The 15,048-nt window shown below is 76.0% G+C and carries 13 protein-coding genes; 3 read left to right on the forward strand and 10 right to left on the reverse strand.

The genetic code is table 11. The annotated features are described in order from the left end of the window. Window positions 1-204: 204 nt before the first annotated feature. Together HH311_RS08230 and HH311_RS08235 are read left to right on the forward strand one after the other, a co-directional pair. Window positions 205-921, forward strand: a complete 717-nt coding sequence (locus HH311_RS08230; protein WP_372460751.1) for a response regulator — start codon at window positions 205-207, stop codon at window positions 919-921. Beyond that, entirely contained in the window at window positions 918-2,381 is a 1,464-nt protein-coding gene (locus HH311_RS08235; protein WP_211189898.1) for an HRDC domain-containing protein, read from the forward strand. The genes HH311_RS08230 and HH311_RS08235 overlap by 4 nt, the downstream gene beginning before the upstream one ends. Here HH311_RS08235 and HH311_RS08240 read toward each other — a convergent pair. The 3 genes from HH311_RS08240 to HH311_RS08250 all read right to left on the reverse strand — a co-directional run bounded on the left by HH311_RS08240 (window position 2,336) and on the right by HH311_RS08250 (window position 4,334). After that, entirely contained in the window at window positions 2,336-3,514 is a 1,179-nt protein-coding gene (locus HH311_RS08240) for a HAMP domain-containing sensor histidine kinase (RefSeq protein WP_312030042.1), read from the reverse strand. The genes HH311_RS08235 and HH311_RS08240 overlap by 46 nt on opposite strands. Window positions 3,515-3,606: 92 nt before the next feature. Further along, window positions 3,607-3,897, reverse strand: coding sequence for a hypothetical protein (locus tag HH311_RS08245; RefSeq protein WP_169183165.1), 291 nt, complete (start codon window positions 3,895-3,897; stop codon window positions 3,607-3,609). 125 nt (window positions 3,898-4,022) lie between these two features. Next, on the reverse strand, window positions 4,023-4,334 hold the full coding sequence (locus HH311_RS08250; protein WP_169183166.1) for a hypothetical protein: 312 nt from the start codon (window positions 4,332-4,334) through the stop codon (window positions 4,023-4,025). A 157-nt stretch (window positions 4,335-4,491) separates the two neighbouring features. Between HH311_RS08250 and HH311_RS08255 the strand changes: the two genes are divergently transcribed. Continuing rightward, the gene (locus HH311_RS08255) at window positions 4,492-5,397 is read left to right on the forward strand and encodes a 3-keto-5-aminohexanoate cleavage protein (RefSeq protein WP_312030005.1); all 906 of its coding nucleotides are present in this window, start codon (window positions 4,492-4,494) and stop codon (window positions 5,395-5,397) included. On the opposite strand, the gene HH311_RS08260 is transcribed toward HH311_RS08255, so the two are convergent. The 7 genes from HH311_RS08260 to HH311_RS08290 form a co-directional block, all read right to left on the reverse strand. After that, entirely contained in the window at window positions 5,394-6,065 is a 672-nt protein-coding gene (locus tag HH311_RS08260; RefSeq protein ID WP_169183167.1) for a response regulator transcription factor, read from the reverse strand. The two genes, HH311_RS08255 and HH311_RS08260, sit on opposite strands and share 4 nt — an antisense overlap. Before the next feature lie 160 nt (window positions 6,066-6,225). Then, the gene (dxs, locus tag HH311_RS08265) at window positions 6,226-8,250 is read right to left on the reverse strand and encodes a 1-deoxy-D-xylulose-5-phosphate synthase (protein WP_169183168.1); all 2,025 of its coding nucleotides are present in this window, start codon (window positions 8,248-8,250) and stop codon (window positions 6,226-6,228) included. Between the two features lie 135 nt (window positions 8,251-8,385). Further along, window positions 8,386-8,970, reverse strand: a complete 585-nt coding sequence (locus tag HH311_RS08270; RefSeq protein ID WP_169183169.1) for a methyltransferase domain-containing protein — start codon at window positions 8,968-8,970, stop codon at window positions 8,386-8,388. Beyond that, window positions 8,967-10,325 (reverse strand): amidohydrolase, encoded by a 1,359-nt coding sequence (locus HH311_RS08275; RefSeq protein ID WP_312030006.1) that lies wholly within the window; start codon window positions 10,323-10,325, stop codon window positions 8,967-8,969. Before HH311_RS08275 ends, HH311_RS08270 begins: the two co-directional genes overlap by 4 nt. Next, the gene (locus HH311_RS08280; protein WP_312030007.1) at window positions 10,322-11,518 is read right to left on the reverse strand and encodes an amidohydrolase family protein; all 1,197 of its coding nucleotides are present in this window, start codon (window positions 11,516-11,518) and stop codon (window positions 10,322-10,324) included. The genes HH311_RS08275 and HH311_RS08280 overlap by 4 nt, the downstream gene beginning before the upstream one ends. Further along, window positions 11,515-12,807, reverse strand: a complete 1,293-nt coding sequence (locus tag HH311_RS08285; protein WP_169183170.1) for a class I SAM-dependent RNA methyltransferase — start codon at window positions 12,805-12,807, stop codon at window positions 11,515-11,517. The genes HH311_RS08280 and HH311_RS08285 overlap by 4 nt, the downstream gene beginning before the upstream one ends. Next, window positions 12,797-14,938 carry an amino acid permease gene (locus HH311_RS08290; RefSeq protein ID WP_169183171.1) on the reverse strand — a complete coding sequence of 714 codons (2,142 nt, stop codon included), beginning with the start codon at window positions 14,936-14,938 and terminating at the stop codon, window positions 12,797-12,799. The genes HH311_RS08285 and HH311_RS08290 overlap by 11 nt, the downstream gene beginning before the upstream one ends. Window positions 14,939-15,048 lie beyond the last annotated feature (110 nt).

Consider the following 15,048-nt stretch of genomic DNA (forward strand, 5'->3'; position numbering starts at 1 on the left):
CCGATGACACCGAGGAGTGACGGAACCGCCGTTCCGAGCGAAACTCCACCGAGCGAAGTTGGCCCTAATGCTCTCGTTAACTCGCCAGGGGGGATATGTTCTCCCGCGACGCACTTCCTCGGCCGTTCGGCGGCGCGGTCGGCGGCCGGGGGTTCCGGGTGCGTCATGTCGGGGGGCAAGACCGACTCCAGGGAGGTAGTTGACGTGGCTACCGTGGGCCCAGGGATGGCTCTACGAGGCGTCGCGAGCGGGCTGTTGCCACCGGCGATGGTTCCGCATCCGCGGGAAGAGATGTTCTCCGTGCTGGTGGTCGACGACCACCCGCTGCTGCGCGAAGCGATCGCGCAGCGTCTGTCCTCGATGGGCGCGGGCACCGTCCACGAGGCGGCCTCGATCTCCGAGGCAAGGACGAGGGCCCTGGCCTCCGGGCCGTGCGACCTCGCGATCCTCGACCTCGGTCTGCCGGACGGCAGCGGGCTCGACCTGATCGCGGAGCTGCGGGCCCAGGGCTGGAACCGCGTGGTGGTGCTGGCGGCCTCGGACGACCCGTCCGCGGTACGGGCGGCCTTCCAGGCGGGCGCCCAGGCGTACCTGCTCAAGTCCGCCTCGCCCGGCATCGTCACCGACGGCGTCCGGCGGGTGCTCGAGGGCGGCCTCTACGCCGACCCCTCGGTCGCTCCGCTGCTCGCGGCGGGGACCCGGGTGCCGGCCACCGACAACACCCCGCGGGAGCTCTCCGCCCGCGAGGTCGAGGTGCTCCAGCTGGTGGCCGACGGCCGCTCGAACAAGGAGATCGGTGACGCGCTGAGCCTCTCGGCCCTGACGGTCAAGAGCCACCTCTCGCGCATCGGTCGCAAGCTCGGCACGGGCGACCGCGCCCAGATGGTCGCGCTGGCCATGCGGGCCGGCGTCATCCGCTGAGCACGCCCGACGAGTCCGGCGCCCCCGGCACGGCAGGTGGGGGTCGGGAGGTCGACGAGACGGAGTCCGGCGCGGACGTCGTCGACCTCCTGGCCCCCGCCGAGGGCGTGCCCGACCTGGTCACCGACCGCGCGGGCCTGACCTCGCTGGCCGAGGCGATGGCCGCCGGGAGCGGGCCGGTCGCCCTGGACGCCGAACGGGCGTCCGGGTTCCGGTACTCGGCCCGGGCCTACCTGGTGCAGCTGCGCCGGGAGGGCGCCGGGTCGGCCCTCGTCGACCCCATCGCCCTCGACGGCGACCTCTCGGTCCTCGGCGAGGCGCTGCGCGGCGTGGAGTGGGTGCTGCACGCCGCCTCCCAGGACCTGCCCTGCCTCGCCGAGGTGGGGATGCACCCGGACTCGCTCTTCGACACCGAGCTGGCCGGCCGCCTCGCGGGGTATCCGCGCGTGGGCCTCGGCCCGCTCGCCGAGCGGCTGCTCGGCATCCGGCTGCGCAAGGGCTACGGCGCCGCCGACTGGTCGACCCGGCCGCTGCCGGCCGACTGGCTCGTCTACGCCGCCCTCGACGTCGAACTGCTCGTGCCGATGCGCGACCTGCTCGCCGCCGACCTCGAGCGCCAGGGCAAGAGCCGGTGGGCGGCCGAGGAGTTCGAGGCGGTCCGCCTGGCCGGTCCCCCGCCGCGGCGCGCCGAGCCGTGGCGCCGCACCTCCGGGCTGCACAAGGTGCGCCGGCCCCGCCAGCTCGCCGTCGTCCGGTCCCTCTGGGAGTCCCGCGACCAGCTCGCGGCCTCCCGGGACGTCGCGCCCGGGCGTCTGCTGCCCGACGCGGCCATCGTCGACGCCGCCCTCCGCGAGCCCGCCGACAAGGACGCGCTGGCCGCCCTGCCGGTCTTCCGCGGGCGCGCGCAGCGGCGCCTCGCCGACCGCTGGTGGCGGGCGATCCGGGCGGGCGCGACGCTGCCCGCCGCGGAGCTCCCCGAGTCCTCTCCCGCCGGCGACGGACCACCCCCGGTCAACCGCTGGGCCGACAAGGACCCCGACGCCGCGGCCCGCCTGACGGCCGCGCGGGCGCACCTCGCGGCGCTGGCCGAGCAGTGGGACACCCCGGTCGAGAACCTGCTGCAGCCCGACCTCGTGCGGCGGCTGTGCTGGACCCCGCCCGAGCACCTCGACGCGGGCTCGGTCGACGCCGTGCTCGCCGCCGGCGGCGCCCGCCCGTGGCAGCGGGAGCTGACCGGGCCGGGACTGCTCGAGGCGCTGCACGCCACGGGACCGTCGGCCGGGGAGGGCCCCGACACGGACGCGGGGGCGGACGAGGACCGCGGTTCGTCGAGCCCCTCCGGGAGCCGGCCCCGCCGGCGTCGTCGCCGGGGTTCGGGGCACGACCAGGCCCGGGACCAGGTGGCGGCCCGGGATCAGGTGGGAACGGTCGCCCCGTTGTTCAGCGACCCCGACGCCTGAGACTCCGGCGCCGCCGGCAGCACCACCCGCACCGAGAGCCCGCCGCCCGGCACCGGCTCGGCGTCCACCGTGCCGCCGTGGGAGCGGACCACCGCCCGCACGATCGAGAGCCCGAGGCCGGAACCGGAGCCGACCCGGTCGGCGCCCCGCCGGAACGGCTCGAACAGGTCGGGCACCCGCTCCGGGTCGAGCTCCGGTCCCGAGGAGGCGACGACCAGCTCCACCCGGGGCACGTCGTCGTCGGCCAGGCGCCGCGCGGTCACCGCGAGCCAGCCGCCCTCGACGTTGTGCCGCACCGCGTTCTCGACGAGGTTGCCCACCACCCGCTCGAGCAGCGCCGCGTCCCCGACGACGACCGCCGCCTCCCCCGCCGGGCCGGGGCTCACCTCGATCCGCAGCCGCCGGGCCTCCACCTCGGCGCGCACCGCGTCGAGGGCGCCGTGCGCGGCCAGGTCGAGGTCCACCGGCTCGTCGCCGCCGACCGCCCGGTGCTCCGCGGCCTCGGTCCGCGCGAGCAGCAGCAGCCCCTCGACCAGGCCCTCGGCCCGGCGGGTGGCGTCGCGCAGGACGCCGGCCATGCGGCGCAGCTCGGCGACGTCGGCGTCCGGGTCCGCGAGGGTCACGTCGATCTCGGTGCGCAGCACGGCCAGCGGGGTGCGCAGCTCGTGGCTGGCGTTGGCGACGAAGCGGCGCTGCGCGTCGAAGGCCGCCTGGAGCCGGTCGAGCATCGCGTCGAAGGTGTCGGCGAGCTCGGCGACCTCGTCGCGCGGGCCCTCGAGGTCGATGCGCTCGTCCAGCGACTCCGCCGAGAGGTGGCGGGCGGTCGCGGTGACCTCGTGCACCGGGCGCAGCACGTGCCCCGTCAGGACCCACGACACCATCGCCGCGGCCACCACGACCAGGGCGAACGCGACGGTGCCGACCTGGAGCACCTCGGTCCGCGCGCTGTGCCCCAGCGCCGCGGCGATCTCGCCGGCGGGCACCGACACGCCGTCGACGAGGACGGGGGTCTGCGGCGCCAGGGTCGGCAGCGACGCGGCCACCTCGCCGACGAGCATCCACCCCAGCCACAGCAGCAGCGCGCTGACGGCGGCGACGAGGCCCGTCGCGAGCAGCGTGAGCCGGATCCGCAGCCCGGGACCGCGACGCCGGCGCGCGAAGGGCGGCCCGGCGGGGCGGCCCTCCTCGGGCGCGCGGTCGGCACGGCGCAGCACGGTTGCCGAGCCTACGTCCGTCCGCGGTGACCCCGCGTGAGCCGTGCGTCCGGTCCCGCGACCCGTGCGGGACGGGCCCAGGCGGCGACGCGGGCCGCCAGCGGCGGCCCGTCGGTCCAGGCGCGGTAGACCGGGTCGCGCTCCAGCTCCGCGAGCGCCGCGGCGGCCAGCGCATGGGCGGCGCGCTCCGCGTTCGAGTCGCCGTCGTCGAGCCAGCGGCGCCCGAGCTCGAGCTCGGCGTGCTCGTCGCCGTCGAGCGCCTGCGCGAAGAGCGCCGTGACCTCGTCGCGCATCGTCGTCATCGTCCCTCCCCCTCCCGCGCCGCGCCCACCGTCGATCAGTCCAACGACCGAGACCCGCAGACGCCACGGGCCCGGCCCCACGCGCCGAGGCGCGGGACCGGGCCCGGGGCGAGCGCGGTGGTGCGTCAGTTGACCGCGTGGATCGGGTTGGAGCACTTCTTGGCGATGCCCGCGTCGTTGCCGTGGCCCGCCTTCGAGGCGACCGGCACACCCGCCGCGTTGTCCTGCACCGGGACCTGCACGCCGAGCACGTTGACCGGGACGTCGTTCGAACAGGCGTCGCCGGTGGTGTTCGGGGCGAAGTCGCTGGAGTTGACGACGCCCTTCTGGACCGTCGCCCCGTCGGTGTGGTCGCTGGCGAACGCCATGCCGGTGGTCGACACCAGGCCGGAGCTGATCAGGGCGGCGGCGAGGACGGTCTTGCGCATCATGGCCATGGGAGAGTTCCTCTCGTGGGGGGAGCGTCGGGGGTCGCTACTCGCAGCGATCGTCCGAATACGTGACGTCAACGCGGTCGGAAAAGCCGCGGTCACGGTTTCCGCACACCGATCCGCCGATCGGGTGAGGATCTTGTCCATAGGGCATCCTCGGGCCGTGGCGGACGCGGATCCGGTGGTCATCGAGGTGGCGCTCAACGGCGCCACCGCGCGCGAGCAGAACCCGCACGTGCCCCGCAGCCCCGCCGAGATCACCCGCGAGGCCCTGGCCTGTCTGGACGCCGGCGCGGCCATCGTCCACAACCACCACGACGACCCGATGTTCACCGTCTCCGGGGTGCACGCGGTCGAGCCGTACCTCGAGGCCTGGGAGCCCGTCGTCGCCGCCCGGCCCGACGCCCTGCTCTACCCGACGATGGGGGCGGGCGCCCGGGGCATCGCGATCGAGGACCGCTGGGCCCACGTCGAGGAGCTCGCCCGGCGCGGGCTCGGCGGGATGACCCTCGTCGACCCGGGGTCGGTCAACGTGGGGCTCACCAGCGACGGCACGGTGCCCGCCGCCGCGGCGCCCGGGCCGTACCAGAACAGCTTCGCCGACACCGAGTACATGTTCGCCCGCAGCGCCGCGCTCCGGGCCGCGCCCAGCATCTCGGTCTTCGAGCCGGGGTTCCTGCGCACCGCGCTGACGCTGCACCGGCACGGCCGGGTGCCGCCGGGCGCGATCGTCAAGCTGTACTTCGGGGGATCGCTGGAGTTCGGGCTGCCGCCCACCGAGCGGGCCCTCGACGCCTACCTGGAGATGCTCGCGCCCAGCGGGCTGCCGTGGTCGGTGGCGGTGCTGGGCGGCGACGTCGTCGGGTGCGGGCTGGCCCGGCTCGCCCTCGAGCGCGGCGGGCACGTGCGGGTCGGGCTCGAGGACCACGGGGGCGGGCGCCGGCCCTCGAACGCGGAGCTGCTCGACGAGGCGGTGGCCCTGCTCGCGACGCTCGGGCGGCGGCCGGCGACGAGCGCCGAGGCCCGGGAGATGCTCGGGGTGCCCGGTTCCCCGGGCGGTCGCCCCTAGACCGTCGCGGGGGTGTCGGTGCGGACCCGGTAGCCCGAACCCACCACCGTGTCGATGATCCCCGGCTCGCCGAGCTTCTTGCGCAGGGTCATGACGGTGACCCGCACCGTCGTCGTGAACGGGTCGGCGTTCTCGTCCCAGACCCGCTCGAGCAGCTCCTCCGAGGACACGACCGCCCCGCCCGCGGCGAGCAGCACCTCGAGGACGCCGAACTCCTTGCGGGTGAGGTCGACCGGCCCGCCGTCACGCAGGACGGTGCGCTTCGCCGGGTCGAGCACCACGCCCGCGGCCTCGAGCACCGGCGGCACCGCGGGGGTGGCGCGGCGGCCGAGGGCGCGGATGCGCGCGACGAGCTCGGGGAAGTCGAAGGGCTTGGCGAGGTAGTCGTCGGCGCCGAGGGCCAGGCCCGCGACCTTGTCGCGCAGCGTGCCGCTCGCCGTCAGCATGATCACGCGGGTGACGCCGCCCGCCATCTCGGCGCACAGCTCGTCCCCGGAACGGCCCGGGAGGTCGCGGTCGAGGACCACGACGTCGTAGCGGGTCACCGAGGCCTTCTCGGAGCCGGAGTCGCCGTCGTACGCGACGTCGACGGCCATGCCCTCGCGACGCAGGCCGCGCGCCAGCGCATCGGCCAGCGCCTGCTCGTCCTCCACGATCAGAATCCGCACACCCTCACGATGCCACTGACAGGCTGAGCGGGGGCTGAGGATTCGCTGGGTGGATCTGGTCGATCGGCCGGCCGGGCCCGGGCCCCGTGGGTGAACGGCGCGGTCCTGGCGTCAGATGCCAGGAACGTGCCATTGCTGGCACCGGGACGTGGGGCCCGCCTCAGCGAGTCCCGTCCCCCGCCGCCCGCGGCAGCGTCGACACCACCGGCACCGTGTCCGCCGCGCGGCCGGAGACCCACTCGGTGACCCGCCGGGCCACGTCCTGGTCGGTCAGGCCGGCCGCGGTGAGGATCGCGCCGCGGCTGTCGTGCGCGAGGAACTCCTGCTCCAGGGCGATCCGGCGCACCGGGACGTCGATCCCGGCCTCGGCGAGCCGGTCGGCCACCGCCGAGCCGAAGCCGCCGTGGCGCCCGCCGTCCTCGACGGTGACGACGAGCCGGTGGGCGGCCGCGAGCTCGCAGAGCGCCTCCGGGACCGGCTGGCACCACCGCGGGTCGACCACGGTCACCCCGATCCCCTGGGCGGTGAGCCGGTCCGCGGCCTCGATGCCGAGCTGGCCGAACGCGCCGACCGCGATGAGCAGGACGTCGGGCACGCCCGGGGTCTCGTCGTCGTCGAGCCGCTCCACGGCGGTCGGGCGCGGCGCGGCGCGGGAGAGCCGGCCGGGCTCGGCGAGCACGTCCACGGCGCCGGGACCGCCGGACGCGGCGACCCCGCCGGGCCCGACACGCCGCAGCGCCGGCACCTCGCCCGGGACCGCGCCCTTCGACCAGCGCAGCGCGGTCGGCCCGTCGCCGATCCCGACGGCCTCGCGCAGCTCCTCCCGCAGGGTCACCGCGTCGCGCGGCGCGGCCACCCGCAGACCGGGCACGATCCCCATGATCGAGAGGTCCCACATGCCGTTGTGCGAGGCGCCGTCGGACCCGGTCACGCCGGCGCGGTCCAGCACCACGGTCACCGGCTCGCGGTGCAGCGCCACGTCCATGAGCAGCTGGTCGAACGCGCGGTTGAGGAACGTCGAGTACACCGCGACCACCGGGTGCAGGCCGCCGTGGGCGAGCCCCGCCGCGGAGGTCATGGCGTGCGCCTCAGCGATCCCGACGTCGAAGAGCCGCTCGGGGTACGCCTCACCGAACGCGGAGAGCCCCGTCGGGCCGGGCATGGCCGCGGTGATCGCGACGACGTCGGAGCGCTCCCGGCCGAGCTCGAGCATCGCGTCGGTGAACACCGAGGTCCACTCGCGGGGCTTCGGGCCGACCGGCAGTCCGGTGTCGGGGTCGAGCACGCCCACCGAGTGCATCTGCTCGGCCTGGTCCTGCTCGGCCGAGGGGAAGCCGCGGCCCTTGTAGGTGACGGCGTGGACGATCACCGGGGCGCCGAAGTCGCGCGCCGCCGCGAGGGCGGTCTCGAGGGCCTCGACGTCGTGGCCGTCGACCGGTCCGACGTACTTGATCCCGAGGTCGGAGAACAGCGCCTGCGGGGTGATCGCGTCCTTGACGCCGGCCTTGGCCGCGTGCACCGCCGAGTAGATCCCCTTGCCGACCACCGGGATCTTCTGCAGCGCGCGCTTGCCGTGCTCGAGGGCCTCCTCGTAGCGCGGCGCGAGGCGCAGCGTCGAGAGCCGCTCGGAGAGCCCGCCGATGGTCGGCGCGTACGAGCGGCCGTTGTCGTTGACGACGATGACGACGGGGCGGTCCGACCCGGCGATGTTGTTGAGCGCCTCCCAGCACATGCCGCCGGTCAGGGCGCCGTCGCCGACCACCGCCACCACCGAGCGCTCCCGGCCGAGCAGCGCGTCGGCCTTCGCCAGCCCGTCGGCCCAGGAGAGCGCGGTGGAGGCGTGGGAGTTCTCGACGTGGTCGTGCTCGCTCTCGGTCCGGCTCGGGTAGCCGGACAGGCCCCCGCCCTGGCGCAGGCCGTCGAACTCACCGGAGCGCCCCGTGACGATCTTGTGGACGTAGCTCTGGTGGCCGGTGTCGAACACCAGCGCGTCGCGCGGGGACTCGAACACCCGGTGCAGCGCCAGCGTCAGCTCCACGACGCCCAGGTTCGGACCGAGGTGCCCCCCGGTGCGGCACACCGTGTCCACGAGGAACCCGCGGATCTCGGCGGCGAGGGAGTCGACCTGGTCGGCGGCCAGCGCCTTCAGGTCGGCCGGGGTGCGGACGCGCTGCAGCAGGCTCACTGCTCCTCGCCTCATCTCTCACGGGTCCCGGGGTCGGGGCCCGGCGCGCGGGCCGGGGATCAGTCTACGGAGAACACCGGCCCGTGCAGGTGCCGCGCGCGACGGGGTGACGAGTCAGACGGGCCGTCCCCTTCGCTACGCGGTGCGCGGACGCCGCGCCACGTAGACCACCGCGGGCGGCACGTTGGCCCACACCGTGCGGCTGACCACCACCTCCTCGAAGGTGGCCTCGAGGTTGCGCTGCACCTGCCTCGCCGTCGGGAAGAACCGGATCCAGGCGTGCGCGAGCTGTGTCACGGCGCCGCCGGGAGCGGCCAGGCGGGCCAGCAGGGGGAAGATCGAGCGGCCCTTCGGGGCGGTCGCGAGCCACGGCAGCCCGGACACCGACAGGTCCGCCCGCACGCCCTCGGCGAGCAGCTTCTCGACGGCGGCGTGGGCGTCGTCGCAGATGACCTCGACCTCGGGGTGCCGCTCGCGCAGCACCTCCGCCATGGCCTCGTCGAACTCGATCGCGATGTGGCGGCCCCGCCCGCCGAGCCGCTTCTGGATCTCGTCGGTCACCGAACCGGTGCCGGCGCCGAGGTCGAGCACGACGGGGTCGCCGGTCGCGGGCAGCGGCGCGATCGCCTGGCGGCACAGCGGCGGGAAGCTCGGGAAGAGGGCCGCGACGTGCAGCGGGTCGCGGAGGAAGGCCTGGCTGAAGTGACGGATCTCGGTCACCGGGACTCCTGGGGTGGTGCGGGTGGGGTGGTGATCTCGTGCCCCGCCGCGACCACGGCGGCGAGCAGGGCACGGGCGACCTCGCCGACCATGGCGTCGTCGGGAGAGAACGCCGGGTGGTGCAGGCCGGGGGCGCTGCCGAGCGCGGCGTCGGGGTCGGCCGTGCCCACGAAGAGCATCATCGCCGGGAGACGCAGCGGAGCGGAGCTCGACCCGTTAGGACCGTCCGGCGGGGCGTCCTCGCCCGCCGCGTAGTGGGAGAAGTCGTCCGCGCCGCACGAGCGGAAGCCGGTGTCGAGCACCAGCCCGGCCGGTGCCCGTTCGCCCCGGCGCCGCCCGCCCAGGCTCGCGGCGACGGCCGAGGCCAGGCGGTCGTCGTTGACGACGGCGGGCTCGTTCGGCACCACCCGCACCTCGCCGGTGCAGCCGTGCGCGGCGGCGGTGTGCTCGACGACGTCGCGGACCGCGGCGAGGATCTCGTCGCGGTCGGCGTCGAGGGCGCGGACGGTGCCGCGGGCGGTGGCCTCGGCGGGGACGACGTTCGGGGCGCTGCCCGCCGTCATCTGGCCGATGGTCACCACGCCCGCCTCCAGCGGGTTCACCCGCCGGGACACCACGTGCTGGAGCGACACGACGACCTGCGCGAGCGCCAGCACGGGGTCGCGGGTGCGGTGCGGGTAGCCGCCGTGCCCGGCGCGGCCGTGCACGGTGATCTCGATCTCGTCGGCCGAGGCGTTGACCGGCCCGGGGCGGGCGGAGACCACCCCGCGGGGCAGCTCGGGCTGGACGTGGACCCCGAGGACGGCGGCCGGGGTGTGCGCCCGGAACGCGGCGGAGGCGACGACGTCGGCCGCCCCGCTCGGCGCCTTCTCCTCCCGCGGCTGGAACACCGCGAGCAGCGGCGCCGGGAGCACCTCCGGGCCGGTCACCGCGACGGCGCGGGCGAGCGCCACGAGGGCGGCGACGTGCACGTCGTGGCCGCAGACGTGGGCGGCGGGGCCGGTGGCGGAGAACGGGAGGCCGGTCTGCTCGACCACCGGCAGCGCGTCGAGCTCGGCGCGCACCGCGACGGCGGGCCCCGGGCCGCCGAGGCGGAGCAGGCCGCCGGTGTCCGCGACCGGCTCGAGCGGGGCGCCGAGCGCGGCCGCGACCGCGTCGCGGGAGTCGGCCTCGTCGCCGGAGACCCGCGGGTCGGCGTGCAGGGCGTGCCGCAGCCCGACCGCGGCGCCGAGCTCGGCCTCGAGCGCGGCGGCCAGGGCCGGGGGCACGGGCGGGGCGGGGGTCCGGGCGGGCGGGGGCACCGTCCCGAGGGCCGGGCCCGTCGGTGAGGCCCCGTCCCCGCTGGGGCCGGTCACGCCGGCATCCGCCGGTAGACCCGGCGGGCGTTGTCGCGAGCGATCATGGTGGCCACCCGTTCGGCGTCGGCGGGAGCGATCTCGTCGGTCGCGCAGGCCTGCTCGAGCAGCCCGCCGAGCGCGGCGCGGAAGCGCAGCGCGCCCAGCAGGTGCAGCTCGGGCAGGCCGTAGGCGTCCGAGGCGTAGAGCACCTTGGCAAAGGGAGCGAGCTCGAGCATCTCGGCGATCACCGACCGGGAGCGGGCCCCCACGTAGGGCACGGCCAGGCTCACGTCGACGTGGACGCAGGAGAACACCTGCGCGAGCCACGCCGCCTGGCGGTGGTACGGGTAGGTGTGCAGCAGGCACAGCGGTACGCCGAGCGGCTCGACCAGCCGCGCGAAGCCCGCGAGCAGGGCGGGGTCGGACCGGTGGAGGTCCTCGTCGGCGTCCCCGAACCCGGTGTGCAGCTGCAGCGGCAGCCCGGTGTCGAGGCCGGCCCAGATGCCGTGGCGCAGCAGCACCGGGTCGCGTAGCGGGGTGTGGTCGACGGCACGTCGCGGCAGCCACGTGTCGGCCGCCTTGGCGACCTCCACCGGCTCCGGGCGGCGCGGATCGACGTCCAGGCCCGCGCGGTAGGCGAGCACGGTCTTGCAGGCCACGGCGAGCGGGCGGGTCCCCGCGGCGGTGCGCCGGGCGACCTCGGCGGCCACCGCGTCGCCGTAGCCGGTCGCGTCCACCCCGGCGTCGGCGACGTCCTCGGCGACCGCCTCGAGGCGCACCACCTCGCCGACCGGCGCCGACGCGGCCACGGCCAGCTCGTCCAGCCCCAGCAGCCCGTCGGCGGCGAACCCGTGGTCGACCAGCAGCGCCTCGGTCCCCGCCGCGCGCAGCAGCGCCCGGGAGGCGGGGCCGGCGCCGATCTCGGCGCGGCGGGCGAGGTAGTCCTCGGGTGGGGCGTGCGGCGGCAGGCCGAGCACCGGCGCGCACCAGCGGCGCACCGAGAAGCCGAGCGCGGAGTCGAACGCCGAGGTGCCGGGGGCGGGGCCGTCCCCCTCGGTGAGCAACGACTCGAACGCCGGGCGGTCGAGGTCACCCGCCACCACCGAGTGGCAGTGGTGGTCGACCAGCCCCACGCCGTCGAGGAAGCTGACGGGGCCGGCCGGGACCAGGCCGAGCGCGACGAGGCCCTCGGGCGGCGTCGGGCAGCTCACTGCCCCGACCTGGGGTCGAGCTCCCCTACCGGCGTGCTCCCCTCACTGCTGCGTCTCCCGTCCCGCACCAGCGTCGCGACGCACTCCACGTGGTGGGTCATCGGGAACGCGTCGAACACCCGCAGGCCCTCGAGCCGGTAGCCCGCCTCGCCCAGGGCCGCGACGTCGCGGGCGAGCGCCGCGGGGTCGCAGGCGACGTGGACGAGGCGCCGCGCCCCGACGGCGCCGAGCCGCGCGGCCAGCGCCCGGCCGAGGCCCTTGCGGGGCGGGTCGGCCACGACGACGTCGGGCGCCCCGTCGGCCCGCACGAGCGAGTCCAGCACCTTCTCCACCCGGCCCCGCACCACCCGGCACGACGGCAGGTCGGCGAGGTTGGTGCCCGCCGCCGCGGTCGCGTCGGGGTCGGACTCGACGAGGACGACGAGCCCGTCGGCCCCCACCCGCTCCGCGAGCGCCGCCGCGATGAGCCCGGCCCCGCCGTAGAGGTCCCAGACCGTCTCGCCGGCCGCGAGGTCGCCGGCGCCCTCGAGGGCCGCGGCCACCACCGCGTCGGCCGCGCCCGGGTGCACCTGCCAGAACGCGGGCGCCGGGAGCTCCCAGTCGCGCCCGGCGGCATGCTCGTGGGCCACCCCGGAGCCGGTCTCGGCGTGCCGCTCGCCCTCGAACAGCTCGGCGGTGTGGGTCTCCCCCGCGGCGTCGCGCACGATCTCGATCTCCGCAGTGGGCGTCCAGCCGCGCTCGAGCACCGGCTCCAGCGCGCCCGGCGCCGCGATCGGGCACATCCCGACGGGGAGCACCTCGTGGCTGCGGTGGGCCCGCAGCCCGGGCCGGCCGTCGTCGGTGACCGCCATCCGCAGCCGGGTGCGCCAGCCCAGCGGGCCGCCGGGCAGGGCCTCGCAGACGACCTCGCGCTCGATGCCGGCGAGCCGGGCGAGCTGCTCGGCGACGACGGCGGCCTTGAGCGCGCGCTGGGTGTCGTGGTCGGCGTGCTGCCAGTCGCAGCCGCCGCACCCCCCGGGGCCGGCCCAGGGGCACACCGGCTCGACGCGGCCGGGGGCCTCCCGCAGCACGGTGACCGCGTCGGCGCGGCAGAAGGACCCGCCGCCGTCCTCGGTGACCACCGCGTGGACCCGCTCGCCGGGCAGGGCGTGGCGGACGAAGACCACCCGGCCCTCGTGGCGGGCCACGCAGTGCCCGCCGTGGGCGACCGCGCCGACCTCGACGTCGAGCAGGCGGTCCACCCACGACCCGGCCTGCTCCCCCGCCGCGGTCGCGGGGTCAGCGGACATCGGCGCCCGGGCGCGGCGGCGCCCCGTCGGGGCCCGCGGGGTCCTTGGGCGACGTGGTGGTGCCCGACGTCGGGCCGAGCGGGGGCAGGGTGCCCGGGGCCTCGGCGGCCCGGTGCGGCGCGGCGCCCCCGTTGCCGGGCGGCGGCGCCTCGTAGCCGCGGCGCGCCACCCCGGGCGCCATCGGGGGCCGCCGGGCCGCGGCCCGCGCCGACGACTCGAGCTGCCACGGCACGCTGACCACCATCACGCCCTTCTGGAACAGCAGCCGGCCCTTGAGGCGCAGCGCGCTCTGGTTGTGCAGCAGCTGCTCCCACCAGCGCCCGAGCACGTACTCGGGGATGAACACCGTGACGACGTCGCGGGGGTTGTCGGTCCGGATCCGCTTGACGTACTGCAGGATCGGCCGGGTGATCTCCCGGTAGGGCGACTCCAGCACCTTGAGCGGCACCGGGAGCTGGCGGTGCTCCCAGTCGGCGACCACCTTGCGGGTGTCGGCGTCGTCGACGTTGACCGTGATCGCCTCGAGGACGTCGGGCCGCGTCGCGCGGGCGTAGGCGACCGCCCGCAGCGTCGGGAGGTGCACCGTCGAGACCAGCACCACCGCGTGATTGCGGCTGGGCAGGACCGCGTCGATGACCTCGGGCGCGGCGATCTCCTCGGCCACCCGGTCGTAGTGCTTGCGGATGGAGAGCATCAGCGCGAAGGCCAGGGCGCCGGCCACGATCGCGATCCACGCCCCGACGGCGAACTTGGTGACGAGCACGACGACGAGGACGACCCCGGTCATGGTCGCGCCGAACGCGGAGACGATGCGGACCCGGTGGAGCCGGCGCCGCTCGCCGCCGTCGGTCTCGGTGCGCAGCAGCCGGTTCCAGTGCCGGACCATCCCGGTCTGCGACAGCGTGAACGAGACGAACACGCCGACGGTGTACAGCGGGATCAGCGCCGTGACCTGGGCACCGAACCCCACGACGAGCACCACCGCGAAGAACGCCAGGAACAGGATCCCGTTCGAGAACGCGAGCCGGTCGCCGCGGGTGTGCAGCTGGCGGGGCAGGTAGCGGTCCTGGGCGAGGATCGAGCCGAGCACCGGGAAGCCGTTGAACGCGGTGTTCGCGGCCAGCACCAGGATCAGCGCCGTGAAGATCGTCACCGCCCAGAACCCGGGCGCGAAGCCCTGGAAGATCGTCTGGGCGAGCTGGGCGATCAGCGTCTCCTGCTTGTAGCCCGGGGGGGCGCCGGCGATCTGGGTGTCCGGGTCCTCCGCGAGGTGCACCCCGGTGGCGCGCGCGAGGGCGAGCATGCCGGCGAACAGACCGACCGCGATGAGCCCGAGCATCGCGAGGGTGGTCGCGGCGTTGCGCGACTTGGGCTTGCGGAAGGCCGGGACGCCGTTGGAGATCGCCTCGACGCCGGTCAGCGCGGCGCAGCCCTGGGTGAACGAGCGCAGCACGAGGAACATCAGGGCGAACTGCGAGAGCTGCTGGTCCTCGGCGACGACGTCGATCGCGGCGCTCGGCGCGGTCAGCGGCTCCCCGACCACGACGATCCGGATCACCCCGACGACGATCATCGCGACGAGGCTCGCGATGAAGCAGTAGACCGGGATCGCGAACGCCGCCCCGGACTCGCGCACGCCGCGCAGGTTGACCGCGGTGAGCACGAGGATCGCCGCCACGCAGAAGAGGACCTTGTGCGTGCCGACGAACGGGATGAGCGCGCCGAGGTTGTCCGCGGCCGAGGACATCGACACCGCGACCGTCAGCGTGTAGTCGACGAGCAGCGCGGACGCCACCGTCAGCCCCGCCGGCCGGCCCAGGTTGACCGTGGCGATCTCGTAGTCGCCGCCGCCGGAGGGGTAGGCGTGCACGTTCTGCCGGTAGCTGATCACCACGGTCGCGAGGACCAGGACCACCGCGAGGCCGATCCACGGCGAGAACACGTAGGCGCCGAGCCCGGCCAGCGACAGGGTGACCAGGACCTCCTGCGGCGCGTACGCCACGGAGGACAGGGCGTCGGAGGCGAACACGGGGAGCGCGATGCGTTTGCGCAGCAACGTGTCCGAGAGCTCGTCGCTGCGGAACGGGAGTCCGAGCACGAGGCGTTTCGCGGCGGTCGCGAGCCTGGGCACGGCGCAGAGCGTAGGCCGAACGCGTGGGCCACGGGCAGGGCGACCGGACGGGCCCTCCCGTCACCCCCGTCGGGTCGATCCGGTCTGCGCCCGAACGTCCGGACCTCGCC

It is taken from the genome of Actinomycetospora sp. TBRC 11914, assembly GCF_012933465.1.
Taxonomy (GTDB): Bacteria; Actinomycetota; Actinomycetes; order Mycobacteriales; family Pseudonocardiaceae; genus Actinomycetospora.